Source organism: Vibrio sp. Isolate25 (assembly GCF_022398025.1).
GTDB classification, from domain to species: domain Bacteria; phylum Pseudomonadota; class Gammaproteobacteria; order Enterobacterales; family Vibrionaceae; genus Vibrio; species Vibrio coralliilyticus_A.
This window is the reverse complement of the sequence record NZ_JAKEUT010000001.1, coordinates 862,025-887,124: the sequence shown is the minus strand read 5'-3', so window position 1 is coordinate 887,124 and position 25,100 is coordinate 862,025. Positions and strand designations below refer to the sequence as shown.

Below are 25,100 nucleotides of genomic sequence, written 5' to 3'. Positions count from 1 at the left end.
TGACGCTAAGCGTCAGATATCCTCGCTATGTACATCAAACTAATCCGGTTACATTTTGAATATCGAAAACAACAGGTATTCAATCATGTCACAACATCCCTCATTTTGGTTTAAGCAAGCTTTGGAGCGAGAACAGCCGCTGAATACCACTACTTTAATGGATGATATTCAAGTGGATGTTGCTATTGTTGGCGGTGGTTATACAGGCCTTTGGACGGCCATCATGCTTAAAGAGCAGCAGCCTAAATTATCTATTGCAGTGATTGATAAAGGTCTGTGCGGTAGTGGAGCTTCAGGCGCGAATGGCGGCTGTATGTTGACTTGGTCAACGAAATTCCCAACGATGAAGCGGTTGTTTGGGGAGGATGAAGCTAAAAGGCTAGTCAAAGAATCCGAAGCAGCGATATATGAGATTGAAGCGTTTTGCCATCAACATCATATTGATGCCGAGCTTCGTCGTCATGGTGCTTACTACACGGCAACCAATACTGCTCAAAAAGACTCGATGAGTCCCATAGTGGAAGAGTTGAGGCGATTAAATATCAATAGCTGGCAGTCATGTTGTCCTGAAGATATTGCGAGATTAGCGGGCTCACATCGACACTTGGAAGGCTTCTATTCACCTGCTGCTGGCAGTGTGCAACCAGCTTTATTGGTAAGGGGGCTAAGGCGAGTCGCGATAGAAAAGGGGGTCCAAGTCTTTGAAAATACACCCATGAAAGTACTTAATTTTGGTCATCCAGCCCTGATAGAGACGCCTAATGGGACTATCACAGCAGATAAAGTGGTATTAGGGCTTAATGCTTGGATGGTTAAGCACTTTAAACAGTTGAAACGCAGTATTGTCGTGGTTTCCTCTGACATGGTCATTACGGACCCTATCGAATCGCAACTTAATGAATGTGGAATTGACAGAGGGGCTGCGGTGGTCGATTCACGTATTTTCGTCCATTACTATCGTGATACCCAAGAAGGGAGGTTGATGCTAGGCAAGGGGGGAAATCGTTTTTCTTATGCCAATCAAGTGGATAAGATGTTCAATCAACCAACTCGATATTTGCCTTTATTGACACGATCATTCGCTCGGTTATTTCCTCAGTTCAAAGGGGTTAAGTTCGCGTATAACTGGACGGGGGGATCTGATCGGTCTGTGACAGGTTTACCTTTCTTTGGTCGATTAGAAGGTCAAGCAAACATCTTCTACGGTTTTGGCTATTCCGGTAACGGTGTTGCTCAAACTCGGATAGGAGGAAAAATTTTATCTTCGCTTGTACTTGGAGAAAACAATGATTGGACACGAAGTGGTTTAGCGCAAGGACCACTCGGTCTGTTCCCTTCGGAACCTATTCGTTGGATAGGTGCAATGTTAGTCAGAAATGCAGTGAGAGGAAAAGAAGAAGCGGAAGATAACGAGCAATCGCCAATGTTCTGGGATAAATGGCTATCAAAGCTTGCTGGTGCCGCCGGTAAAGCAGACAAGGTGAAGTAATATCTCTGTCACACAGAATTGCCATGCTTGTCGCTTTGACATTAACTTGCCAATCTATGCGTTTTATACCTCCTCTTAATGCTTTAAAAGCTTTTGAATCCGCTGCCCGATTACAAAGTTTGACCAAGGCGGCGGATGAACTCAATGTCACTCGTGCCGCAGTGAGTCAACACGTTAAACAGCTTGAAAGCTATCTAGAGGCTACTTTATTTGAACGTAGAGGGTCGAAGCTCCAACTGACTGAAGACGCGCAGTATTACTTACCTTTGCTGACTCAAATGTTTGAGTCACTCTCTGTTGGAACAGAGCAGCTGTTTCAACGGAAAAAGCGTCATAGGTTGAACTTGAGTATTGCGCAAAGTTTTTGCTTTCAGTGGTTAATCCCCCGCCTTGAAGACTTTCGCCGTGACCACCCGAATATCGAACTAAAGATATCTACTTCGTCAAATGCTTATCCCAATGGCAGTAAAGTTGCGGATATTGAAATCATTAATGGCCCGAAGCCCATGGGTGAGGGAAATGTCATTGCTTTAACAGAAGAAAACTGGGTACTGGTTGCAGCACCAAGATTGATGGCATCCAACTCCATACAGACACTAGATGAGATAGCGAATAGTGAGAAAATAGCCACTACGGGTTATCAGGAAAACTGGCAGTACTGGTTTGATTATCATCATTTCACAGGTCGTATTGTGGAGCCTGCAATGCAATTTGATCATTCGCTTCTCTCAATTGAAGCGGCAGTATCAGGGCTAGGTATTTTGCTGGTCAAAGAGCTATTAGTAGAGGAGCATCTTATTCAGGGCAGTTTAGTGAGAATCAGTGATAAAATAGTGCCCAGTCGAGATGGGCACTATTTGCTTCAACACGACCCGAGTAATCCGCTTGCTACCCAATTTTCCAATTGGATAACAAGCAGCATGGATTATTCACAGGGTGGAGCCATGTGAATGACCGCCAGCCCGCCAAGAGATGTTTCACGGTATTTTTTATTCATGTCTTTACCTGTTTGATACATAGTTGCGATAACTTTATCTAGAGAAATAAGACATTTGCTGGTTCTTTTTAGTGCCATTCGTGAGGCATTGATGGCCTTCATCGCCCCCATTGCATTACGTTCGATACATGGCACTTGAACAAGCCCACCAATGGGATCACAAGTCATGCCTAACGAATGCTCCATTGCAATCTCAGCTGCGATACAGATCTGTTCGTTACTGCCACCTCTGAGTGCGGTTAAGCCAGCTGCGGCCATTGATGATGAAACACCGACTTCGCCCTGACAGCCTACTTCAGCGCCAGATATCGACGCATTTGTTTTGTACAAAATACCAATTGCGCCAGCGACAGCTAAAAAGTCTTTGATTTGTTTAAGGTCGAGTTCTTTAATAAAGCGATGGTAATACATGAGTACAGCGGGAATAACCCCTGCCGCGCCATTCGTTGGAGAGGTAACTACTTGGCCACCTGCCGCATTCTCTTCACTGACAGCGAAGGCGAAGAGGTTAATCCAGTCCATGATTTCCATAGGATCATTTTCAATCGCTTCGTTAGCTTCAAGCTTTTTCAATAAGTTAGGCGCACGTCGTGTGACATTGAGTCCACCTTCCAAAATGCCTTCAGTGTCAAAGCCACGTTGCATACAAAGGGTCATTACTTTCCAGATCTGTTCTGCTTTACGATCGATTTCATCACTGTCAAAGAAGCAGACCTCGTTTTGTAAAATCATGCCGCCAAGGCTGAAGCCATTCTCTTCTGCCATGTTTAGCATTTCGTCAGCAGAAGTAAATGGATAGGGCACATCGACGGGCTGCTCACTGCTGCCATTTTCCAACTCGGCGGCTGTGGCAATAAACCCACCTCCGATAGAATAGTAAGTTTCAAATGCGAGCTGTGCCCCAAAGCTATCATAGGCGGTAATTGTCATGCCATTTTCATGTAACGGTAGATTGTCGCTGTGAAATATAATGTCACTCTCATAGCGGAATGCTAAGGTATGGGCGCCTGCCAGCAGCAACGATTCATTATCCAGTGTCTGTTGTAAAGCTTGCTTGGCACTGGTAATTTTTATTGTGTCAGGCCTATTACCCATAAGTCCTAAGATCACAGCACGATCCGTATGGTGACCTATGCCGGTTAAGGATAGCGAACCATACAAATCAACCTGTATCCGATCCACTTTGGATAAGGAATCACTGAGCAAGCGCGTGAAATGATAACCGGCCAGCATTGGCCCGTTGGTGTGGGAACTGGATGGCCCAACTCCGACTTTGAAAATATCGAAAATCGACAGCATAAACTAACTTCCTGTGATATGGCCTGTTGGTCAGACTCTACTTAAATATAGTTAACAAAACATTAACCTTGCTAACGCTATCTATAAAGAAGATGTTTGTACAGGACTTCGGCAAGTTAGTATTAATAATTGAGAAGTGAGTAAATAATGAACATTCGTAATGTGGTTATTGTTCTTGGTAAGCGGCTGGTGGACGACACACTAACAAAAGAAGGCCGCTCTCGTGTTGAAGCATTGCCCGCATTACTCAGTTCTCTTAACGATGACGAAACTGCCTTAGTATTTTGTGGTGGTGTAACCCCAGGACAAACCGTTTCTGAAGCTGTGGCAATGAGAGAGTATTTTAACCAAAGCGCATCTCAGATTCGTCTGAAAGAAAGCCATGTTATTTTGGAAAGTGAATCGCAAAACACAGTACAAAATATTCACAATGTCGCGCTGAAACTACAGCAAATGGGGCTGAATCGTCAGCCAATCAACATTACCTTGGTATCTAACGATTATCATTTGAAGCGTATCTTTGAAGTTCAGCAATTGATGAATGAGCAAGGGCTACTTCGCGCACTTAAACAGCGCTGCAATAGTGCGGGATTGGACATAAAGATAGATATGGATATTCGTCACCATTGTAGTGTCGAGTACCCGCACCGAGAAGGTAATGCTGAAGCATTTCTACTGGTCGATGAACTGACGACCTATCGAGTGTATTTAGAGGGGGCGACCAACAATGCTTTTCAAAGACCTCTAGAAAGAGTTCGATGTGTACCGGCGGAGTTAGCGCTTCACTCACTTTCGCAGTTAGATGCACTTAAACTTTCAGACGAGGTGCAGGAAAAGTTAACTATCTTGAAAGAGATTGTACTCAGTACAACCTCCGACGTGGATGGAGCAACATTACGTTCATCATTGGCTCGCTTTCATCATAACCTTACTTGGTTAAATAGGCATTTGGACCCAGAAATGGCCGCCATGCAGTCAACTTAGAGAATCAAGATGCAGGTGAATGATGGTTCTGGCGATAGTATTCCCATTCCTCGACTCGTTTCTCTGAGCTAAGGACACAATACGTGATACGTTGCTCGTTTTCGCTCACTGTTTCCAGCTTTCCACCTTGCTGAACGCAGTAGACTGACGCAGGGTTAGCGACAGAGGTGTAACTTTTTACCTCATATTTGTCCGGTTCAGCAGCACAACCTGCAAGTGTGATGATAGCGGTTAATATCAGACCCCAAGTGACTTCCTTCATTTTATTTTCCCATCATAATCAATTAGTGGCGCATTTAGTTTAGAAGAGTAGATAAAAAACATTGCCTTAAGTTTGTTAAAAGATCGAAGGTGTCTAAAATTAAAAATGTACTCATAGCGCCTATCTATGAAACGACTGATGAAGTAACAGTACCAGTTATTCAGATGAAGTACTTTGTGCTGTTAAAAGATAAGGATATTAAGATGTCGAAACAGAAACATCGTTTAGTGACACGAAGTGATTTTGACGGACTAGTGTGTGCCGTACTTCTTAAGCAACTTGACCTTATTGATGATATTAAGTTTGTTCATCCAAAAGACATGCAAGATGGCATTATAGATATTACACCTCAAGATATTGTCACGAATCTCCCCTATGTTGAGCAGGCTCACCTTGTGTTTGACCATCACCTGTCGGAAATGATTCGCAATCAAGGAGAGCGATCAAATCATATTATTGACCCAGATGCCCCCTCCGCGGCTCGTGTTGTATGGGAGTACTATGGTGGAGAAGAGACTTTTCCCTCTGACTGGCTAGCAATGATGGAGGCGGTTGATAAAGGTGATTCGGCGCAGTTTAGCCGAGATGAAGTCCTCGACTCAACAGGTTGGAATCTACTTAACTTTTTGATGGATGCTAGAACAGGTTTAGGGCGCTTTAGAAATTTCAGAATTTCAAACTACAACCTGATGATGGATTTGATTGAGTATTGTACTTCTCACTCAATAGAAGAAATCCTTGAGCATCCTGATGTCAAAGAACGTATTGATCTTTATAAAGAGCACGAGAACTTATTCAAAGAGCAGATCCAGCGTTGTGCCACAGTGTATGACAATTTAGTGTTTCTCGATCTTACTGGAGAAGAAACAATCTTCGCTGGTAATCGATTCATGATATATGCCTTATACCCTCAGTGTAATATCTCAATTCATAAAATGTGGGGATTTCAAAAACAGAATATTGTATTTGCTACAGGTAAATCGATATTTGACCGAAGCTCAAAAACGAATGTGGGTGAGCTAATGCTTAAGTATGGCGGGGGTGGACATAAGGCCGCTGGAACTTGCCAGATTGATAATGACAAAGCGGATGCTGTGCAAAAAGAGTTGATTCAAGCGATCACTTCCGATGGATAAATTCATCCCAACCCAAAAGGAGCCCTTGATTTAATGGGGCTCCTTTTTTATGTGGTTCAGAAAGTTAAATTGGCATTACTCGGTTGCGGCCGAGCTGCTTCGCTTCATAAAGAAGTTTGTCCGCTCGCTCGATGATTGAGTGTGGCATTTCACCGGGCTGTAGTTCAGCAACCCCAAAGGATGCGGTGATATTTCCAACCTGCTTGCCAGAACGACGGTCTTTCACTGATAATTTTTCGATTGAGCGCCGTAAACTCTCTGCAAATTGGCGAGCAATTCTTAGTTGTTTATTTGGCATAATCAAAGCAAATTCTTCACCGCCAAATCGGTAAGCATGAATACCATCCCGACTGCTGATCTGAAGGCGTTTGGCGATGCCTTTGATAACCGCATCGCCAAAAAGATGGCCGTAAGTATCGTTGTAATTTTTGAAGTGGTCGATATCAGTCAGAATTAAACAAATTTTTTGCTCTGAGCGACAGAGGGTATCTAAATCATTATCGAAGGCACGCCGATTGTACAAACTGGTTAATCCATCAAACAGAGCATCCTGTTGGACTTCGGCTAGCTGAGTTTTTAGGTTCTTTATTTCTTTGCTTGCTGTTTCAAGTTGGTTGTTAAGAAAGTTTGTCGAATGGCGAATATCTTTAGATTCCGCAACCAGTTGACGAATTACTTTCATCACTTCATCAATGGACATCGCTTCGTCATCGACTTTTTCTAGGTTCTCAAAGCTTTTATCGATTACCTGAGAAAAGTGAGAGGTATCCGCGAGAGTATCCGTCATGGAGGATGCGACTTGACCCACCAGCACTTCAATGTTCGCACGCAAGTCGTTTATGTCTGTTTCCGCTCTACTCGCAACATAATTGTTGTAGAGCATTTCACCAGCTGCGGGGGGGCATACACCGTAATTCTCGATGATGGTTTCAAGCTCACGGTTCATCTGAGGAATGGCATTTTCGACGTAGGTGTACCATAGCGCGTAGTTAGCAGGTGTTGCGGCTACGTGATTTTGCATCATGAGTGGGACAGCTTTTTTTAAATTAGCGGTTGATTTTTTAAAGTCGTCGGTCATCTGTTTATTAGCATTCTGCGTTAACTACCAATTAACTTAAGATTAGCGGATTTGTTTCTGAGATGCTTGAGTTAATGGCAATAAAATTCGAATATTTAATAGGTTTGATAAGTCGAGTTCAGTGAAACTCATCAAACCTAAACTTCCAGTAGGTTAAACTTCTACTTCGATTCGCTCTGTTGGGTTTCCGGATTCAAGCTTGGCAGCACCTCTCAGCATAGCTTTGATTAAATCCCCAGCATTAAACTTTTCAAGGGCTTCATGTGCGCCGACTTGGCGTGCTCTGTCCACACAGATCTCGCTCGATAGTGAGGTGTGAAGAATGATGTAAGCGTTACTCAGTTGCTGCTCACTTTGGGTTTCAAAGGCCAACTCGTAACCGTCTAGTCCCGGCATTTCAATATCGCTCACTAATAGCTGAATAGGCTGACCACGTTCTGCTTCCTCTTTCATCAGTTCAAGTGCTTCAATGCCATTGTTTCGTATTTGATAGGAGATATTAATGCTATCAAGAGCATCAGCGAGTTGTTTTCTTGCAATAGAGGAGTCATCGACAAGCAAAATATTTAATGCTTTGAGTCGTTCACGTTCAATATCCGTCAACATTGGAATCTTTGTGGATTCGTACTGTGGGTAGATTTTCGACAGAAGCAGTTCGACATCGAGCATCTGAACGATCTGATCTTCAAAACGAGTGATACCTGTTACAAAGACATTTCGGCCTGCGGATTGGGGAGATGGTTCGATGGAGCGCCAATCACATTCAATGATTTTTTCAATTGAACGCACCATAAAGGCAACGATAGTCCTTAGGCAATCTGTCACAATCAAATAACAAGAGTCATACTCTTCCGGTTGTATAGGTCTGAAGCCAATAGCCGCAGGCATGTTAATCACTGGAATGGTTTTATCTCGAATCGTAACAGTACCAATCACATGGTGGTGCGAGTAGGGAATTTGAGTTGTCGGTTGATACGGGACAATCTCACGAACCTTTAGTGTGCCAATAGCAAAAAGTTGTTCACTTTTAGTCAGAGTGAACATCAACATGCCTTGAGACTGATTTGCTTTACTGATTGTTTTTGCCATAACGGACGTTTCTCAAATATGATACTTTATAAATGTGATGTTAACTGATCTGTGGAGCTATTCAATTAAGATAGGTCAATTAACCCAGACTCTTTGATAATTTTTATGGATATTTTCCTGAGAGATGGTGATCTTGCCGTAAATCGTTAAAATATGCCCTTATAGTTAAGCCCAATAGGTTAAGAGTTTACATGGCAAATACAGCAGCTGCTTTACACATTTTGGTCAAGCATAAAGAACAGGCTGAAGACATTATCAAACAGCTGAAGAAAGGCGCTAAGTTTCAGACATTGGCGAAGAAGTATTCCACTTGTCCATCAGGCAAAAAAGGTGGGGATTTGGGAGAGTTTCGCCGAGGGCAAATGGTTCCGCAATTCGATAAAGTGTGTTTTCAAGGTGAAACGCTCGTTCCTCATTTAGTAAAAACCAAATTCGGATGGCACGTAGTTAAGGTTCTTTATCGAACATAAAAACACCCCGCACTTGCGGGGTGTTTTTCTAGCCGAGTTAGAGCTTAATCCAAGCGTCACTCCAAGCCGAGCCCGTTCCTGGGGCATATGCCCAAGCCGCGCCTGAACACCAACCTGAGTATGGGTAAGGTTTACACTCGTAGTTTTCTCCTACATTAGTCACGCGGTCTCCAGCTTCGTACGGAGTTCCTTCAACATATTGTGGGTACTCGCCAGGGTTACCGTCATCACTCGCTTTTACCAGAATAGATAAGCTGGCCGTATCAGAAGCCTTGCCATCTGAAACAGTGACAGAGACAGTGACATGGGTATCTTGCGTAAACTCAGGAGCGATAAAGCTTGCGTTGTCACCATTTTCAGTGAGCGTGACATCAGATGAACTCCACTGATAAGTCAGGTTGTCGCCATCAGCATCGTTGCTGCCAGAAGCATCTAATACAACGTTGTTACCAGCTTCAGCTTGTTCTGGGCCGCTAATGTCAGCAACCGGCGGTGTGTTTTCTGGTTCACTGCCAAACTCAGCTTTAATACTCATGGTGTCATAGGACGTTGCGTTTTCATCATCCATAACGGTTAGCTTGAAGCTGTAAGTCTCATTCGTTCCTGTATCTGGCACTGTCACTGTAGCGATCGCTTTATTTGGGTCGGTTATGCTCAAGTTAGGGCCGGAAACCTGTTCCCATTGATAGGAGGTAATACTCCCGTCGTTGTCACGTGAACCAGACCCATCGAGTTGAACGGTTTGAGCCGTGTCAATGACGATGTCATTACCAGCATCGGCAACCGGAGGCTGATTACCTGGCTCTCCACCATCAAGGAGTCCTTGCTGCATGGCATTAAGGATATCGCCATTGTCAGCATCGATTTCCCAAGAGAACAAGCCTGCAAAACCTTGAGATCGTACGTAGGCAGCTTTGGCTTTAACAGAACGTTCGTCATCATAAGTGATCACTTCACCAGTCGCTTCTTTGTAGAGGTATGGGGCTTTTGCAGGCTCGTCGTAAAATTCTTCAACGCCCGGTTGGCCAAAGTAATTACTGGCAAGATCTTTATAGTCAATGACACCTGGTTCCCAGCTGCCAGCAATAGGGCCATTACCGACACCAGTGATAGGGTTTGCAGGATCGGACATACTATCGCGAGTAACCCCTTTCCAGCCTCGACCGTACATGGCTGCCCCCAGCACTAACTTACTTGGCGATACGCCTTGTTTAAGTAGCTCTTTAGCTGCGTTATCGGTTGTGTATTCAGGGCCGTCGTCCGGCGTTAACGTTCCTTCACACTGGGCTGAAGAGACGTGAGAACCACAATATAGTGCGGCCTGATGACCGAGGTTATTGTCCCATGCTCCATAGAAGTCATACGTCATAACGAAGAGGTAATCCATGTATTGGGTGGCATCAGGGTAATCAACGTCTTCTATTTTATCCCAGCCAGCGCCAATAGCAGAAGTTAGCTCATAGGTTCGACCTGTCTCTGCAGACAGCTCATCCAACATTTGACGAAGCTCTCTCATCAGTGCAACGTAGGCAGGACCGTCTTTTTCTGGGTCACCTAGATCTGGGTTCGCACCGGTTCCGCCTGGGTACTCCCAGTCAATGTCAACGCCATCGTAAAATTTCCATGTCAGAAGAAATTCTTTCACTGAGGCGACGAAGGTATCGCGATTCTTTTTATCGGTGAAGCCAAAGAACGGGTCGGACAATGTCCAGCCACCAATCGAAGGAAGAATTTTTAGGTCTGGGTAACGCTGCTTTAATGCCATCATCTGACCGTAAGTTCCTTTGATAGATGAATCCGCAGTACCCGGCAAGTTTGAACCAAATGCGCCCCATTGGTCATGAACCACAACTTCATAATCCTGAGAATCACCACAAGCCAGTTGCAGGGCTCTTTGCGAGTTCGGGTCGGTTAACGAATCATTAGGGCCACATATTGGAACAAATCCATATATGATATGCGTTAGATTGTCCGCTGGGATGTTATCCACCGTGAACTTGCGGTCATATTGGCTCCATTCGACAAAATAGGTCCCTACAACTGTACCATCTGGCTGTGGGGGAAAAGATTGGTTATTGCCGTCGACGTTCATTTCCAGTGGCGCCATGCCTTTGCCATCAGTATCTGTCACCGAAACAGCGTGGACAGGTGAAGTTGAGCACTCCCCGTTAGCGTCACAAATATTAACGGTCATGTCGTATTGGCCTGCTTTATCTATCTGTACTTGCGTTTCGCCTGAAAAATCAGAGCCTGTAGGGCCATTGATCGCTTCAGAAAAGATGACCTCATCATTTATGCGAACTTGCCATTCTGTTGCTGGTGTTCCGCTGTTGTACCAAACATCCCATTCTACTGGGAAAGTTACTTGGTCATTTCTTACCACGGTCTTTTTGTAAGATTGCTGACCTGCTTCTCCGTTAATCTCAACAAATGACTGGCTCTTCACGCTAGTCATATTCCAGTCCAAAGTTGCAGCCGATGGTGCAGCGTATACATCCATGCTAACTGTTCCTAAACTGAGTGCGATAACTGCAGACAATGGTTTTAAAATGCCTTTTTTACCCAACTGACAATTGTATTTTATGCTCATTGCACATTTCCTTTTTATTCAACCCTATGTTAAAACCTGAAAGTAAATTCAATAAGGAACTTATTTTTCAGGCTATCCATTTTCAATTTAGAAGGTTTTTTTAGAGGAGAAAAAAGGCAACTTTTCAAGATGGAACTAGAAGCAGTAATTAATATTATTTCATAAATAATTGCTGGACTTCATAAAGCTTAAATGGAAGGTTAACTTATTGTTTTTATTCTAAAAATCCTCGGCAAAAACGTTAAAAATCGCATGCTTAAAATTAACGTTTTTATCGTCTGTGTTCTTTTGTTTTAAACATGTCAAAAATTTATGCTTATTAAAGAATTAAATTATTAATAGGGAGTGGTTGGATAAGTTTCTTTATCTAGGAGAATATATTTTATCCATAGAAACCTTTATTGAAGAGTCATTAACTGTAAAACATCATAAATGGTACGAGCATTTACTGCATGTCATACTGATAGGGAAGTGGCTGAGAATGGACTCTTGGAGAGATGGAAATGCAAAACTCTTGGTTGAGCAGTGCCGTATGCTTAATAAAAAAGCCAGTCACATCATTCGTAACTGGCTTTTAGAGAGAGTTATGGTGAAAACTATAAATATGTTTTTAACTTATCAATAAGCAACTTAATGTCAGACTCAGAAACGTCTTTATGAGTTACAAAGCGTATTGGGTTTCCTGGTGAAACGGTAATGCCATCTTCACTCAATTTACTTGCAATGGCGTGGATATCGACGTTGTCGTCTAGCTTAGCTAAGACAATATTAGTCTGAACGAAATCAGGGTTGACGTGGAAGCCTTGAAGCTGACTTAATTCTGTCGCCAGTAGCTTCGCGTTAGCGTGGTCAACTTTGAGTTGCTCTACTTGCTCTGTCAATGCCAGTTTGCCTGCCGCAGCAAGAATACCAGCCTGACGCATACCACCGCCGACCATTTTACGTAATCGGCGAGCTTTAGCGATATAAGCCTTGCTGCCAAGAAGCAATGAGCCGATAGGCGCTGAGAGCCCTTTTGACAGGCAGATTGTCATTGAGTCAAAGTGTTTGGCGATCTCTTTTATATCCACATTGAGAGCAACCGCCGCGTTGTAAGCTCTCGCTCCATCAAGGTGGAGTAAAAGGCCGTGTTGATCAACAAACTCACGGGCTTGTGCTAGGTAAGAAAGTGGGAGCACTTTGCCATTGATGGTGTTTTCTAGGCTTAGTAATTTAGTACGAGCAAAATGGCTATCATCGGGTTTGATTGCGGCTTTTAGTTTATCGAAATCCAGTGTGCCATCTGGGTTGTTTTCGATTGGCTGAGGCTGAATGGACCCAAGCACTGCAGCACCGCCAGCTTCGTATTTGTAGTTATGCGCTTGTTGGCCACACAAATACTCATCGCCTCGTTCGCAATGCGCCATTAAACCAAGCAGGTTGGCTTGTGTGCCGGAGGTGGTGAAAAGCGCAGCTTCGAAGCCGTGGCGCTCTGCTACCCATGCTTCTAGCGAATTAACGGTCGGGTCGTCACCGTATACGTCATCTCCGACTAACGCGTCGGCCATTGCTTGTCTCATTGCTTGGGTTGGTTTGGTGACGGTATCCGAACGGAAATCCATGCGCTTTTCTCCTATATGTATCCGCATAACTTTGCTTTACTCAAACATGCGATCGTTTTGGCATCGGTGAGCTCTCCATCGATAATCTTTTGTTCGATTTCTTTTACTGATAGAGACACCACTTCAATGACTTCATCTTCATCGCACGCAAATTTTGTTACCTCTGAGAGGCCTTTCGCGACAAATAGGTATTGAATCTCATCGCAGAAGCCTGCCAAAGGTGTGACTTGTCCTAGAGATATCATGGTTTCAGCGCTGTAACCAGTTTCTTCTGCCAGTTCTCTTACTGCACAAAGCTCAATGGGTTCATTAGATTCGAGTGTTCCGGCTGGTAGCTCGAGTAGCCATTTCTTGAGAGAGGGACGATATTGATTAATAAGAACGATATTCCCATTGTTTTCAATTGGCAAAATAACGGCAGCGCCAGGATGAGAAATCGTAGTGTGAGTGATGGTTTTACCATTAGGTAGGGTTGTTTGCTCTTCCTGAAGGGAAATGCCTTTCCATGTGTGTAAAATATTCAAAGGTGTATCCATGTCGTCTTAAAGTGACTCATTTTTAATGCGGATTACATTACAGCCAACATATAGTGAATAAAAGGTTAATAAAGAGCTTGGCTCAAATTTGAGACACTCTCCCAGTGACTTGTCTCCCAAATTTGCAAACATTGATTTCAACAAGTTACGTCAAAATTGCTTCTGCTATAAAGACGAGTCAAAACTAAAAAATGCACTTGTAACAAAGTGATAACAAATGTATAAAAATATACATACAGTAAATTCTGAACGAAGTCAGAGGAGCGCAGAATGATTAGCCCTACCAGAGTCTCCCACTCGCAAAAAGCGTTACTCTCTGAACGAATTAACAAATTAGCGCATGCCTTATCTGATGGGGTCTACGAGCGTGAAGATACCATCAAAATGTGTTTGCTTGCAGCGCTGGCAGGTGAAAGCGTATTTCTCTTAGGTCCACCAGGTATTGCGAAAAGTCTTATTGCCAAACGGCTTATTCAAGCCTTCGACAATTCTTCTTATTTTGAATACTTGATGACTCGCTTTTCAACGCCTGAAGAGGTGTTCGGGCCTCTGAGCATTCAAGAACTGAAAGATAATGGCCGCTACCTTCGTTTGACTGAAGGGTACCTGCCAACAGCTCAAGTGGTATTTTTGGATGAAATTTGGAAGGCGGGGCCTGCCATTCTCAACACATTGTTGACGGTAGTAAATGAGAAAACGTTCAAAAATGGCAGTGACGTAGAGCGTGTACCTATGCGCCTTTTGGTTTCGGCTTCCAATGAATTGCCGGATGAAGACAGTGGCCTAGAAGCCCTCTATGACCGAATGTTAGTGCGTATTTTTGTTAATCGAATTCAAAACAAGCAAAACTTTAAGTCGATGTTAACGGTAGGGACGCCTCAAGAAGCGCAGATCCCAGAAGGTTTAGCTATTACCGATGAAGAATACCATCTGTGGCAGTCGGAGCTTGAAAAGTTACAGCTTAGTGATGAAGTGTTCGAAAAGCTCTACGAACTGAAACAGATGTTAGAACAAGCCGCCATGGAAAATACTGGATCTGACATCGCAGATACCGACATGTACGTATCGGATCGTCGTTGGAAAAAGGCGGTTAAGTTACTCAAAGCTAGCGCATATTTTAACGGTAGAGATGCGGTCAATCCGCTCGATTTACTGCTTCTACAGGATTGTTTATGGAACAGCCCTGAGTCTCGAGAGGTAGTTCAAAGAGTAGTCAAAGAATTTGCTCTTAAACAAGCTTTTGATCAACAAGAGGTTGAACAGCAGATCAGTCTATGTCGAGAAGAATTGGCTGAAGTTCAGGAAGAGTTAGAGTCTGAGTTTGGCATTATGTTATCGATGGAATCGACAACCGGGTTACTCAAAAAACAAATTCATAGTTACGATATTTCGGATGCAAAAACTTACAAAGTAGGCAGTGCTTTAGACTTGGTTAAGTTGGTGCTACTGCAGAGTAATATGTCGGTATCTGAATCCGAGAAAGGCGACAGCCGCTGGGTTTATGTGCCTAAGAATGAGTTGGAGCGAATCATTAAAGAAGGGAACGGTGATGTCTATGGCTACGTGAACCAGAACACCAATATGTGCCGACTTCGATTTGATATTGATGCTGCGAACAATCTGGTCATTAAAGATATAGCCAACAGGGCTGTGCTGGTGTCGGTCGTGACGAATAAAGGGTTAGATGAAGGCTTATATCAAAGTTGGCTGACAAAATCAGAACAAGCACTTGCTCAGCTTGAACATGCCGAGCACCACTTATTGAAAGTACGCTCTAATTTCCACGGCGCATTACCGCACAGCTTTATTGATCAAGACTTGCCTAGGGCGATGGAAGCAAGCCTCCAGCATATTCAACAAGTGCTTGAGTCCACCAAAACTGAATGTGAACGTACGGTTTTACGTTTTAGAAACCTAAACCAGTTCTTCTCTTAAAGGAACAATGAATGTTAGGAGCCGACGGACTCAATCTCGCATTAATGATAGCAGACTCAGGGATTATCGACTCTGCAGTGAATGATTTAATGGCGCGATCTCAAGTGATGGCGCTCACCGAAAACAGAGGGGTGAAAACCAAAGTTAAAAACCATCTGTTGAAGTGGCGAGGGAGCGTTAAGAAACGAATTACTCGAGTGTGTGAAACGGAGCGATTTCAGCAAGAGTTGGGACTCTATCAAGAGGTGATTCATTGGGATGAAGCCACGTTTTTTGAAAAGGTTCCTGACGTCATTAAGAAACTGGAATGGCATTCTGCTTTTTATCTTCAAGCTCGTCGACTTATAGAGAAGAATAAAGGGGTAAACAACCCAATGTTTCCTCATTACTTCTGTGACCAGTGGTATCAAAGTCTGTCAGATGCCATCCATCAGGCTCAGGTGAGTGAGCTGGAAGCAAGCAAAGAAAAAGCTCTGAAAGATCTCTATCAGCGTATGGAAACCATGAAGAACATGGATAAAGTCACTGAGGAAGGCGATGAAAACAGTGTTGGGCGTCTGTGGGATATGGCTTCTGCGAAATTGAGTAAAACGGATTTATCAGTAATGAAACGTCATGCTGAGTTTCTGAAAAAGAATCAGGGCTTACAGGAAATTGCTGAAAAATTAGGGCGTATGGCTGGTCAGGTTGACGATCCGGATTTAAATCGCGCTCCAACTGAAGAATTGCAAATGGTCGAAGAAAAATCGGATGAAGCAACAGATGATATTGTTGGTATCCACGAAAGTGATGACCTCAATAAGTTGCTTCCGAACGAGACCATGTTTTTGGCTTACCCAGAGTTAGAGGTGGTTTTTTATAAGCACTTAGTCGACAAGCGGCTTATGAATTATCGTATGCAAGGTAAATCTCGTACTCTGCGTAAAGTGAAAGCGCAGAAGCCGGAGCACAAGCAAGTTGATGTCGAAAAAGGCCCGTTCATCGTTTGTGTTGATGCATCAGGCTCTATGAGCGGGTTCCCAGAGCAATGTGCAAAAGCAATGGCTTATGCGCTCATGCAGATCGCTTTGGCCGAAGATCGTGATTGTTTTGTTATTTTGTTTTCCACCGAACAAATTACGTATGAGCTGACGAGGCAAGATGGTTTGAGGGAAGCGAGTGACTTTCTTACATACAGTTTCCATGGTGGAACGGACTTAGAACCCGTTTTGATCAAGTCTATTGACTTGATGTGTGGTGATAAATACAAAAATGCCGATATGGTGGTGATTTCTGATTTTATCGCCCCCCAACAATCTCCGGAAATCCAAGATAAAGTTACGCAGCTTAAAAAGAGTAAGAACCGATTTCACGCGATCAGTTTGTCAAAATACGGTAACCCTGAGCTTATGTCTATGTTTGATCATAGTTGGGCTTATCATCCCAACCTAGTCGGTAGGATAATGAAGAAGTGGTAACCTTCATCCAATATTTAAACAATCGGCAACGCATTCAGACATTTTCTACACAGACAAGTGTCATTAGATGTTAAGGAAGAGGTGTCACGCTGTTCGACAGAAAAGCACCAGCACGTGCTTTTCTCTGCACTGATATCGCATTGAGCGGGTTGCCCACATGAAGGGCATAAGTGACTTGTAACGCTTCCCTGAAGAGCTTGTATTACAGTCTCTCTTTCATTATCTGATAGATGTCTCCAACTGATGATTTCGTCTATAGTTCGATGGCAGCCGTTACAGATCCCACCATTATTTTTGCATGCAGCAATGCAGGGCGTTTTCAAAATAGATATCCAAGCGAAAAAACTGACACAGACTATACCGGAGTCTGCCGGTAACAACAAAAATCAGTTGTCATTAATATTGATTCCCACTAACATTTAATGTAAATGATAATCAATATCAAAAAGTAATTTATTCATGATAGCTTTGCTTGCTGTTTCAGTCTTTATCGTCGGGCTTGGAATTAAAATTTATGTTTCTCACCTGCAAATTGTCTTTTGGTTGCTATTTACATTAGGGCTAGCACAGTTTGTTCATAACCTGGCCTTGAATGTATTGGTATCGATGTTCATTGCATCGCCATTTTTAATTAAAATGGACAATAAGCCATTGGCTCGGCAAATCTACATTCTATGTGTCATTGTTCCAAGCATCACACTCATCTCTAAGCTTATTTAAACTTAGGCGGTTGATAGAGCAAAGAGGTATCCTGTTTCATGAAAACATTGCTGGCTATTAGGCTCCCGACACAGATTAACCCAAGAGCGAACCATCCAAGCACGGTTGGCTGCTCGTTAAATACAACTATTGCTAGCAAAGTCGCAATGGCTGGTGTTACTGCACCAAAAGCGGCGGTACGTTCTGCACCTAGTACTGAGATCGCGTGTAAGTAGGTATAGGCAGCGACTATACCAGCACCTATACCTTGTAAAGTAATATGACCAGCCAGCTCCTTCCAAGGCCACTCTGCAACGTTAGTCTTGAATAAGTAGCTGTCTATGTTGCCGCTGAAAATCAGTGCGGGCAGAGCTAACGTTGATAACAACGAAATGAACCCTGCGGTGATAAGTGGATTAAGGCTCGAAACACGGGCGCAGATAGTAAATGTTGCCCACATCAAACTTCCAATTAAAAACAATAAGTACCCCTTGAGCAGGTGACTATCTGGTTGGCCAAAGCCTTGATAAAGAAAGGCCGCTATTCCGCTTACTACCAGTGTTAACCCTAAAATGCGGTGTGAGCTCAAAGGTTGTTTAAATAAAACGACAGCAATTCCGGAAACAAACAATGGCAGCGTTCCTGGAATCAGTGCACTACCATCAGATACGGGAGCAAGCTGCATTCCTGCGCCTGCGATAAGCAAGTAGGGCAAGCCACAACCCAAAAACATGCCCATTATGTAGCGCTTTGGTACTCTTTTGATTACGGATTTCGATTTGATAACCAAAGGCAGTAGCACGATAGCGGGGATTAGGAATCGAACTAAGGCGATATCCGCTGTGGTTAGGTCTGAATGTGCTCCGTCACGAAGTGATAAGAAAAAGCCGGACCAGAGTAGTAGTGTGGCGGCCATGGCCAAGTAACCTGAGATCATAACGTTAATAATAATTGAATTCGGTGATGATAATTATGGGTCGTTTCTTGCGACCAAATATGGCAAAGTTAACTATTAATAGATTATAGGTTGGCTGAAAACGCTAATATTTCATTGTTTTAAGCGATAAAGAAGCGTGCTTCATGGACAGAATCGATCAACATATTTTAATGCTGTTACAAAAGGATGCGCGTCAATCGACCGCAGATATAGCCGATAAAGTCGGGCTTTCGCCTTCTCCCTGTGCCAGGAGAATTAAAAGATTGGAAGAAGAAGGGGTGATCGCTAGTTATCGAGCCAGTTTGAGTAAGGCTAAAATCGGAGTAGGGATGACGGTCTTTGTTGAAGTTAGCCTGAGTAACCATCAGGCATCGTCGATAGAGGATTTTGAGCAAGCGGTGCAAGACATGGAGGAGGTTGTCAGTTGCCACGTGGTTTCCGGAGCTTATGATTACCTACTAGAAGTTGTGAGTCATGACTTAGCAGGTTATGAGTCTTTCACACGAAAAATTCAAAGGTTAGAAAATGTGAAAGATATCCACACCCACCTTGCTATCAGACAAGTTAAAGAAGCGAGCCATCTACCTATATTTAAGTAGTTAGCGGGTTGTCTGCTGATATGTACTTTGGCTGCCTTCGCTTAAATAGTCTGGCTTAGAAAAGAGAGAGACACGATCTCGGCCTAGTCTTTTGGCTTGATAGAGAGCGATATCTGCGCGTTTTACCCAGTCTTCGATGGCTTCAAGGGGTTGGGACTCTGCAATACCTGAGCTGAGGGTGATTTTTACTTTTATGGGGTAATCGCCTTCTTTTATTGATTGATTAATGAGCTCCATCGCGGATTTTGCCGTGTATTGGTCGACTTGAGGGAAGAGCAGCAGGAACTCATCGCCACCCAAGCGAAATAACATGTCCGTACGTTCAGTATGTTGAGTTATTATTTCAACTGCTTTGCTGATGACTTGATCTCCCACATCATGCCCATAGAGATCATTAATGGTTTTAAACTTATCGATATCAATCAATGCGATTGAAGACGTCGTATATAACTGGCGGATGTTCTCTAGTGAACTTTGTAATTGATGTCGGTTATAAGCTCCTGTCATAGGATCTCTCACTGAGAGAAAACGTAACTCGGCCTGGAGCTTTTTGATGGCTTTAACCACAACATGCACAATAATTGCTGTAGCAAGCAAAGAAAAGGCGTATCGAGAAGTTTCTGATAGTTCTTGATGTGGAAAGAGAGCAATAACACAACCGAGACACATTAGGACATTAGCCATTAAAGCTGTTCTGGTTGGAAGTAAAAAAGCAATGCTGATTACAATTGGGAACACCCAGTAACTTGCAAGTGTTCCAAAAATATTCACCGCCATAATATTTGATATGACCAACAAAGAGAGCGGCACTATATGCCCAAAGAAGCCTGACTTATTGTAGATGATCGCCGTGATTTCGAGCAGCAAAGTGATCTCAAATGCCAGTAGTACGGCACCAAGCATCAGCTCACCTGTCAGAAGGTTTTTTATACCGAGTGGCACAAAGAAAATAAGCGTAATTGCAATGATAAGCTTTAAAACGTGCTTCTGCTGTTTGGTATCAAGTAGGGTATTCCTATGACGAGTCGGAAGCGTTTTTTCTTTTATCATGCAACACCCTTGACTGTTTTTACGCCTTTACTAAAAAGTAAGTCTAAAGTGTTGCTAAATCAATTTTACGATAGAAAGTTACTCGGCTTTGGTGATACTGCCGATCTCTAATACCGGTGCTACATCAATATCTTCGGCATTCATCATAGATGAAATGCGTTGTACAGAAGAAAGTAACAAGGACTGTTCCCACTCTTCAAGGTGCTGGAATTTGTTAATGAAGTTTTGCTGTAGAGGCATTGGAGCTTGAGCAAGCACCGCAGAACCTTTTTCAGTTAAGTGTGCATGCACTTTTCGTTTGTCTTGCACACTGCGAACGCGTGTAACCAATTCTTGACGTTCTAAACGGTCTAGAATAGTGGTCGCTGTTGCTTGACTCATGTTGGTATGGTTAGAAAGCTCGCGAATAGTGACTTCACCCAGCTCTCTTATTGAGCGCATCAGAATCAGTTGAGGGCCCGTTAAGCCTGATTCTTTACTTAGCCTTTTCGAGTGCAGATCGATGGCGCGGATAATCTGTCGAATAGAGATAAGAACTTCTTCGTGCTTTTCCAATGTAAATCCTTAGTGAGCGAAGCGTTTGGAGGCGAAAAAATACATGAAAACTCTCGCAAAATGAAGTCTGAAAAGTCATAAATTTCATACTTAACTCTCATATTGATGAGGATATTGATAGTTATGAGAGTTGACGAGAAATTTTCTAGTGTAAATGTGATGTTCTCAAATGTTTAGAAGTCGAATTTAGTGCCTGTTAATGGATTGTTGATTGTTGTATAAATGATAGACGACTTAATCTTAGTTTGCCGAAAAAGTAGCCGAGTGAGAGTGATTTACTGGAATGTTTTGTATCTCAGCGTACAATAGTGGTGATTTGATCAAGTCTTGATATAGACTAAATTGTTTTTATCACTAACGATTTTCTATCTGAAGACTGGATTAGGGAAGAGTATTTATCCATAGAGAGGAAAGATGACTAAAGGTATTGATAAGTACAGTATCGATAGTACCGATTACACTGTCGGTCAAGATAATGTACAGAAGTGGGGGTTTGACGTTCATAACCCTGTATTTGGAGTAAGTGCCGGATTTATTGGTTTATTCCTATTTGCAGTTCTTGTGATGGACGCTCAATCTGCAAAATCGATGTTGGATGGTTTAAAGTTTCAAATCATCGGAAGCTTTGACTGGTTGTTCATTTGGTCAGGAAATATTTTTGTTATTTTCTGTTTGGCATTAATTGTTAGCCCTCTAGGTAAAATTCGCCTAGGCGGACAAGATGCGACTGCTGATTATTCGTTTATCTCGTGGTTGTCGATGCTGTTTGCGGCCGGTATGGGTATCGGATTGATGTTTTGGAGTGTTGCGGAGCCCGTAGCGTATTTTACAGGTTGGTATGAAACTCCTCTTGGTGTTGAAGCAAATACTGCGGAAGCGGCTAAGCTGGCGATGGGCGCGACGATGTACCACTGGGGTTTGCATCCTTGGGCTATTTACGGTGTGGTTGCTCTGTCTCTGGCATTTTTTGCTTACAACAAAGGTTTGCCACTTTCTATCCGTTCTATTTTCTACCCAATCCTCGGTGACCGTGCCTGGGGCTGGGCTGGGCATGTGGTTGATATTCTAGCAGTATTGGCGACATTGTTTGGTCTTGCAACATCACTAGGGCTAGGGGCTCAACAAGCTGCAAGCGGTATCCATCATGTCTTTGGTCTAGACGCAGGCATGGGACTACAAATTATTGTGATCACGGTTGTAACCTTGCTCGCGGTAGTTTCAGTCGTTCGCGGTATTGATGGAGGCGTCAAGGTCATTAGTAACATCAACATGATCGTTGCTTTCCTGCTATTGATCTTAGTTGCTCTGATAGGTTATGCCGTAGCATTTGGTAATATTGGAACGACCTTGATGGCTTACGTCGAGAACATCATTCCTCTGAGTAATCCTCATGGTCGCGAAGATGAAGCTTGGTTCCAAGGTTGGACAGTATTCTACTGGGCTTGGTGGATTTCATGGTCACCATTCGTTGGTATGTTCATTGCTCGTGTTTCTAAAGGCCGTACGGTCCGTGAATTCATGACAGCGGTACTATTGGTGCCAACAGTGGTTACGCTACTTTGGATGTCGGTATTTGGTGGCATTGCGATTGACCAAGTTGTAAACAATATTGGTGAGCTTGGTGCTAACGGCCTGACTGATGTTTCATTGGCTATGTTCCAGATGTTTGATGTACTGCCATTTGGCACTGTTTTGTCTATCATTGCTATTATTTTGGTGTTGGTATTCTTCATCACTTCTTCAGATTCTGGTTCACTTGTTATTGATAGCATCACTGCTGGTGGTAAAGTGGATGCACCTGTTCTTCAGCGTGTATTCTGGGCCTTTATGGAAGGAGCTATTGCTGTAGCACTTCTATGGGTTGGTGGTACGGAAGCAGTACAAGCGTTGCAGGCAGGGGCTATTTCAACCGCATTACCTTTCACGTTTGTTCTATTAATGATGTGTGTGAGCCTACTGATGGGGATGCGCACTGAACAATACGATCGTTAATTGCAAGGGATGATACTTCATCCCTTTCGATGATTTAACAAAGGCCTAGCTTTCGAGCTAGGCCTTTTCTAATTGGAGTATGCAAAGTTGTTATTACTATAATGATGCAAGCTTAGTATGGTTTGCTGCTTCAAATAACCGTTGGCTTTGTTTGATAAAGATGACGTTATTGACTTTGAATACATGAGAGTAGTGAACATGGAAATCCGCCTATATGCGACAAAATAGCGAGTTAATGGTGGATATAATCTTCCGAAGAGATTGAAACGAGGGCCAATTGAATTGAGTGGAGCGAGAATAGACAATCCCCGAGAATGATATCTTAGGGATTGTGTCTTAGAGGTTGTGAAAGGGTCTATGCGTAACGTGCGACTAACATTTCCCAGCTTTTGCGCTGAGATTCAAGCTCTTGCTTCATTTGCTGATAGCGAACTTTAAGTACGGAGTGTTCATACTTTTTGGCTAAATCACACTTTTTACTTTCAAGCATTTCTTTTTTCAGCTCGTAGTAGTCGGACATTTTGTTCATTAGGGCATCAAACTCTTTATTTAACGCCTCATTAAGCAGTGAGGCGTTAGGAAGTTTGCTGACGTTTTTAGATGCTTTGGCTAAGTCTTGCTTTGCCATTGCTTTCTCTATTTTGAGTTTGGGCGTGACACGAAGCTTCTTGGTTAGCCCAAGCCATGAACAAGACTTGATAAGCCACTTTGTTGGATCGTACTGCCACCAGTGAATGCCATTGCGATAATCATTTTCAAAAATATGGTGATAGTTGTGGTAACCCTCGCCAAATGTGAACACTGCGAGTACTGCATTATCTCGTGCCGTGTTCTTATCAGTGTAGGGTTGCGATCCCCAAATGTGTGCCAGAGAGTTGATAAAGAATGTGGAGTGATGGCTTAACACCAGACGTACCACACAAACCATTAGTAACATGCCCCAGATATCCTGATAGAGAACACCTAGTAACAGTGGTACTCCGATATTCATAACAATGGCAAGCAACAGGTAGTGTTTGTGCTGCCACATTACAATTTTGTCTTTTTGTAAGTCTCGACAGTTACTGTAATCAGAATAGGTCGCTGGATTGTAGTGTCTTAGCATCCACCCAATATGCGAGAACCAGAAGCCACGTTTGGCGGAGTATGGATCTTTATCATTGTTGTCGACATGCTTATGGTGGACTCTATGGTCTGAGCTCCAATGTAGAGCACTATTTTGTAAAGCGAACGCGCCACCTAAAGCGAAGATCAGTCTTAGCGACCAATGAGCGTCATAGGTTTTGTGGGACCACAAGCGGTGATAGCCCGCGGTGATTGAAAGGTTACAAAAGGAAAAAGTTATCAACAGCCAAAGCCAGTGCTCCACATCATATCCGTATTTGAAGCCATACCAAGGTGCAACAACGGTAGCCACAATAAAACTAGAGAGAAAAAGCATGACATTAAGCCATATCAGCGGTGGCTTTTCCTTTAAAGACATTTCAAATTTCCATTCAGCTAACAGATGTGCGCCAGAATATCAGCGTACATGTGTAAGTCAAATGAAAGTTAGATGTCGTGTGAGTTCAGTGAAGGGTTAATTGTCAGAATTTATAACAATATCATCAATAAATAAGTTTAAGGGGAATTGAGCTGATTAGCGGGGATTATTCTTAGAATCCTCGTAGTACGATTGGCTTTTAGTTAAATGTTTTATAGTATGAAGAGATAAGCAATCCTTACAGGAAGTAATAAGGAACTACAAATGGAATTAAAAGTAGCTGAATATAGTGACTACGAGCGAATAGCCACTCTGCATACGCAAAGTTGGAAGACATTCTACCAAGGGCTTCTTGCTGATGATTATCTCAAAAATGAAGTTCAGGATGAACGAATGGCTATTTGGCAGACGAGATTGATCAACCCTCCGTTCAACCAACACGTTCTTTTGTTGGAAGAAGGGGGACTACTCTGTGGCTTTATCTGTGCTTTTGGCAATCATGACTTTGAAAAAGGCACTATCATCGATGCGTTACATATTGATGATAATTATCGTGGCCGTGGGCTAGGCGTGAAGCTTATCGTAGAGATGGCAAAGTGGATTACTCAACACTTTCCGGATAATGGTGTTTATCTTGAAGTCATCAAAGGCAATCAACAAGCGGTAGACTTCTATGAGCGTATTGGTGGTCAGTTGGTTGAGGAGCGTTTATGGAATGCTCCATGTGGTAGCCAGACCCCTGAGCTAGTTTATGCTTGGAAATCTGGCGCTGATTTGCTTGAAAGTATTCAAAGTTACACTCCGACAGAAGTCGTAACAGGTTGAAACACATAAGCCTGTTCTCCTGATAATTCTCGGACAA

The 25,100-nt window shown here is 43.1% G+C and carries 23 protein-coding genes; 11 read left to right on the top strand and 12 right to left on the bottom strand.

The window, feature by feature from the left end; genetic code table 11:
• Positions 1–85: 85 nt before the first annotated feature.
• On the top strand, positions 86–1,489 hold the full coding sequence (locus L1D15_RS03855; RefSeq protein WP_239874726.1) for an FAD-dependent oxidoreductase: 1,404 nt from the start codon (positions 86–88) through the stop codon (positions 1,487–1,489).
• A gap of 23 nt (positions 1,490–1,512) precedes the next feature.
• Complete coding sequence (locus tag L1D15_RS03850) at positions 1,513–2,439, top strand: LysR substrate-binding domain-containing protein (RefSeq protein ID WP_239874725.1); 927 nt, start codon at positions 1,513–1,515, stop codon at positions 2,437–2,439.
• Here L1D15_RS03850 and L1D15_RS03845 read toward each other — a convergent pair.
• Positions 2,415–3,785 carry an L-serine ammonia-lyase gene (locus L1D15_RS03845; RefSeq protein WP_239864217.1) on the bottom strand — a complete coding sequence of 457 codons (1,371 nt, stop codon included), beginning with the start codon at positions 3,783–3,785 and terminating at the stop codon, positions 2,415–2,417. The genes L1D15_RS03850 and L1D15_RS03845 overlap by 25 nt on opposite strands.
• Positions 3,786–3,932: 147 nt before the next feature.
• Between L1D15_RS03845 and L1D15_RS03840 the strand changes: the two genes are divergently transcribed.
• A complete protein-coding gene (locus tag L1D15_RS03840; protein WP_239864215.1) occupies positions 3,933–4,769 on the top strand; it encodes a YdcF family protein in 837 nt (278 codons plus the stop codon).
• 4 nt (positions 4,770–4,773) lie between these two features.
• Here L1D15_RS03840 and L1D15_RS03835 read toward each other — a convergent pair whose 3' ends face one another.
• The gene (locus L1D15_RS03835; RefSeq protein WP_239864214.1) at positions 4,774–5,031 is read right to left on the bottom strand and encodes a DUF333 domain-containing protein; all 258 of its coding nucleotides are present in this window, start codon (positions 5,029–5,031) and stop codon (positions 4,774–4,776) included.
• A 203-nt stretch (positions 5,032–5,234) separates the two neighbouring features.
• Between L1D15_RS03835 and L1D15_RS03830 the strand changes: the two genes are divergently transcribed.
• On the top strand, positions 5,235–6,167 hold the full coding sequence (locus L1D15_RS03830; protein WP_239865370.1) for an exopolyphosphatase: 933 nt from the start codon (positions 5,235–5,237) through the stop codon (positions 6,165–6,167).
• Positions 6,168–6,231: 64 nt separating this feature from the next.
• On the opposite strand, the gene L1D15_RS03825 is transcribed toward L1D15_RS03830, so the two are convergent.
• Complete coding sequence (locus L1D15_RS03825; RefSeq protein WP_239874724.1) at positions 6,232–7,245, bottom strand: GGDEF domain-containing protein; 1,014 nt, start codon at positions 7,243–7,245, stop codon at positions 6,232–6,234.
• 153 nt (positions 7,246–7,398) lie between these two features.
• Positions 7,399–8,334 carry a chemotaxis protein gene (locus L1D15_RS03820; RefSeq protein WP_239874723.1) on the bottom strand — a complete coding sequence of 312 codons (936 nt, stop codon included), beginning with the start codon at positions 8,332–8,334 and terminating at the stop codon, positions 7,399–7,401.
• 191 nt (positions 8,335–8,525) lie between these two features.
• On the opposite strand from L1D15_RS03820, the gene ppiC reads away from it, so the two are divergent.
• Positions 8,526–8,804, top strand: a complete 279-nt coding sequence (gene ppiC, locus L1D15_RS03815) for a peptidylprolyl isomerase PpiC (RefSeq protein WP_239836236.1) — start codon at positions 8,526–8,528, stop codon at positions 8,802–8,804.
• 37 nt (positions 8,805–8,841) lie between these two features.
• On the opposite strand, the gene L1D15_RS03810 is transcribed toward ppiC, so the two are convergent.
• Positions 8,842–11,394 (bottom strand): glycosyl hydrolase family 18 protein, encoded by a 2,553-nt coding sequence (locus L1D15_RS03810; protein ID WP_239874722.1) that lies wholly within the window; start codon positions 11,392–11,394, stop codon positions 8,842–8,844.
• Between the two features lie 349 nt (positions 11,395–11,743).
• On the opposite strand from L1D15_RS03810, the gene L1D15_RS03805 reads away from it, so the two are divergent.
• A complete protein-coding gene (locus L1D15_RS03805) occupies positions 11,744–12,019 on the top strand; it encodes a hypothetical protein (RefSeq protein WP_239874721.1) in 276 nt (91 codons plus the stop codon).
• Here the strand turns inward: L1D15_RS03805 and ltaE are convergent.
• On the bottom strand, positions 11,991–12,995 hold the full coding sequence (gene ltaE / locus L1D15_RS03800) for a low-specificity L-threonine aldolase (protein WP_239874720.1): 1,005 nt from the start codon (positions 12,993–12,995) through the stop codon (positions 11,991–11,993). The two genes, L1D15_RS03805 and ltaE, sit on opposite strands and share 29 nt — an antisense overlap.
• Before the next feature lie 11 nt (positions 12,996–13,006).
• Positions 13,007–13,531 (bottom strand): NUDIX hydrolase, encoded by a 525-nt coding sequence (locus L1D15_RS03795; RefSeq protein ID WP_239864208.1) that lies wholly within the window; start codon positions 13,529–13,531, stop codon positions 13,007–13,009.
• 270 nt (positions 13,532–13,801) lie between these two features.
• Between L1D15_RS03795 and L1D15_RS03790 the strand changes: the two genes are divergently transcribed.
• Both L1D15_RS03790 and viaA read left to right on the top strand, forming a co-directional pair.
• Entirely contained in the window at positions 13,802–15,466 is a 1,665-nt protein-coding gene (locus L1D15_RS03790) for an ATPase RavA domain-containing protein (protein ID WP_239874719.1), read from the top strand.
• 11 nt (positions 15,467–15,477) lie between these two features.
• Positions 15,478–16,923 (top strand): ATPase RavA stimulator ViaA, encoded by a 1,446-nt coding sequence (gene viaA, locus L1D15_RS03785; RefSeq protein WP_239835194.1) that lies wholly within the window; start codon positions 15,478–15,480, stop codon positions 16,921–16,923.
• A gap of 14 nt (positions 16,924–16,937) precedes the next feature.
• Here the strand turns inward: viaA and L1D15_RS03780 are convergent, their stop codons facing one another.
• Together L1D15_RS03780 and L1D15_RS03775 are read right to left on the bottom strand one after the other, a co-directional pair.
• The gene (locus tag L1D15_RS03780; RefSeq protein ID WP_239874718.1) at positions 16,938–17,246 is read right to left on the bottom strand and encodes a cysteine-rich CWC family protein; all 309 of its coding nucleotides are present in this window, start codon (positions 17,244–17,246) and stop codon (positions 16,938–16,940) included.
• A 389-nt stretch (positions 17,247–17,635) separates the two neighbouring features.
• Entirely contained in the window at positions 17,636–18,559 is a 924-nt protein-coding gene (locus L1D15_RS03775; RefSeq protein ID WP_239864202.1) for a DMT family transporter, read from the bottom strand.
• 143 nt (positions 18,560–18,702) lie between these two features.
• Here L1D15_RS03775 and L1D15_RS03770 point away from each other — a divergent pair, with 143 nt between their 5' ends.
• Positions 18,703–19,158: an Lrp/AsnC family transcriptional regulator gene (locus tag L1D15_RS03770; protein WP_239874717.1), complete on the top strand. Its 456-nt coding sequence runs from the start codon at positions 18,703–18,705 to the stop codon at positions 19,156–19,158.
• Here the strand turns inward: L1D15_RS03770 and L1D15_RS03765 are convergent, their stop codons facing one another.
• Positions 19,159–20,208, bottom strand: a complete 1,050-nt coding sequence (locus tag L1D15_RS03765; protein ID WP_239864200.1) for a diguanylate cyclase — start codon at positions 20,206–20,208, stop codon at positions 19,159–19,161.
• Between the two features lie 78 nt (positions 20,209–20,286).
• Positions 20,287–20,763: a MarR family transcriptional regulator gene (locus L1D15_RS03760; RefSeq protein WP_239835189.1), complete on the bottom strand. Its 477-nt coding sequence runs from the start codon at positions 20,761–20,763 to the stop codon at positions 20,287–20,289.
• Between the two features lie 414 nt (positions 20,764–21,177).
• On the opposite strand from L1D15_RS03760, the gene L1D15_RS03755 reads away from it, so the two are divergent.
• Entirely contained in the window at positions 21,178–22,755 is a 1,578-nt protein-coding gene (locus L1D15_RS03755) for a BCCT family transporter (RefSeq protein WP_239835188.1), read from the top strand.
• 355 nt (positions 22,756–23,110) lie between these two features.
• On the opposite strand, the gene L1D15_RS03750 is transcribed toward L1D15_RS03755, so the two are convergent.
• Positions 23,111–24,238, bottom strand: a complete 1,128-nt coding sequence (locus L1D15_RS03750) for a fatty acid desaturase (RefSeq protein WP_239835187.1) — start codon at positions 24,236–24,238, stop codon at positions 23,111–23,113.
• Positions 24,239–24,502: 264 nt separating this feature from the next.
• Here L1D15_RS03750 and L1D15_RS03745 point away from each other — a divergent pair, with 264 nt between their 5' ends.
• Positions 24,503–25,063, top strand: a complete 561-nt coding sequence (locus tag L1D15_RS03745; RefSeq protein ID WP_239835186.1) for a GNAT family N-acetyltransferase — start codon at positions 24,503–24,505, stop codon at positions 25,061–25,063.
• Positions 25,064–25,100 lie beyond the last annotated feature (37 nt).

Bases quoted from the DNA above. Each gene is read 5' to 3' on its own strand.
- L1D15_RS03855 (WP_239874726.1), top strand. From the start codon at position 86: ATGTCACAACATCCCTCATTTTGGTTTAAGCAAGCTTTGGAGCGAGAA.
- L1D15_RS03850 (WP_239874725.1), top strand. From the start codon at position 1,513: ATGCTTGTCGCTTTGACATTAACTTGCCAATCTATGCGTTTTATACCT.
- L1D15_RS03845 (WP_239864217.1), bottom strand. From the start codon at position 3,785: ATGCTGTCGATTTTCGATATTTTCAAAGTCGGAGTTGGGCCATCCAGT.
- L1D15_RS03840 (WP_239864215.1), top strand. From the start codon at position 3,933: ATGAACATTCGTAATGTGGTTATTGTTCTTGGTAAGCGGCTGGTGGAC.
- L1D15_RS03835 (WP_239864214.1), bottom strand. From the start codon at position 5,031: ATGAAGGAAGTCACTTGGGGTCTGATATTAACCGCTATCATCACACTT.
- L1D15_RS03830 (WP_239865370.1), top strand. From the start codon at position 5,235: ATGTCGAAACAGAAACATCGTTTAGTGACACGAAGTGATTTTGACGGA.
- L1D15_RS03825 (WP_239874724.1), bottom strand. From the start codon at position 7,245: ATGACCGACGACTTTAAAAAATCAACCGCTAATTTAAAAAAAGCTGTC.
- L1D15_RS03820 (WP_239874723.1), bottom strand. From the start codon at position 8,334: ATGGCAAAAACAATCAGTAAAGCAAATCAGTCTCAAGGCATGTTGATG.
- ppiC (WP_239836236.1), top strand. From the start codon at position 8,526: ATGGCAAATACAGCAGCTGCTTTACACATTTTGGTCAAGCATAAAGAA.
- L1D15_RS03810 (WP_239874722.1), bottom strand. From the start codon at position 11,394: ATGAGCATAAAATACAATTGTCAGTTGGGTAAAAAAGGCATTTTAAAA.
- ltaE (WP_239874720.1), bottom strand. From the start codon at position 12,995: ATGGATTTCCGTTCGGATACCGTCACCAAACCAACCCAAGCAATGAGA.
- L1D15_RS03795 (WP_239864208.1), bottom strand. From the start codon at position 13,531: ATGGATACACCTTTGAATATTTTACACACATGGAAAGGCATTTCCCTT.
- L1D15_RS03790 (WP_239874719.1), top strand. From the start codon at position 13,802: ATGATTAGCCCTACCAGAGTCTCCCACTCGCAAAAAGCGTTACTCTCT.
- viaA (WP_239835194.1), top strand. From the start codon at position 15,478: ATGTTAGGAGCCGACGGACTCAATCTCGCATTAATGATAGCAGACTCA.
- L1D15_RS03775 (WP_239864202.1), bottom strand. From the start codon at position 18,559: ATGATCTCAGGTTACTTGGCCATGGCCGCCACACTACTACTCTGGTCC.
- L1D15_RS03770 (WP_239874717.1), top strand. From the start codon at position 18,703: ATGGACAGAATCGATCAACATATTTTAATGCTGTTACAAAAGGATGCG.
- L1D15_RS03765 (WP_239864200.1), bottom strand. From the start codon at position 20,208: ATGATAAAAGAAAAAACGCTTCCGACTCGTCATAGGAATACCCTACTT.
- L1D15_RS03755 (WP_239835188.1), top strand. From the start codon at position 21,178: ATGACTAAAGGTATTGATAAGTACAGTATCGATAGTACCGATTACACT.
- L1D15_RS03750 (WP_239835187.1), bottom strand. From the start codon at position 24,238: ATGTCTTTAAAGGAAAAGCCACCGCTGATATGGCTTAATGTCATGCTT.
- L1D15_RS03745 (WP_239835186.1), top strand. From the start codon at position 24,503: ATGGAATTAAAAGTAGCTGAATATAGTGACTACGAGCGAATAGCCACT.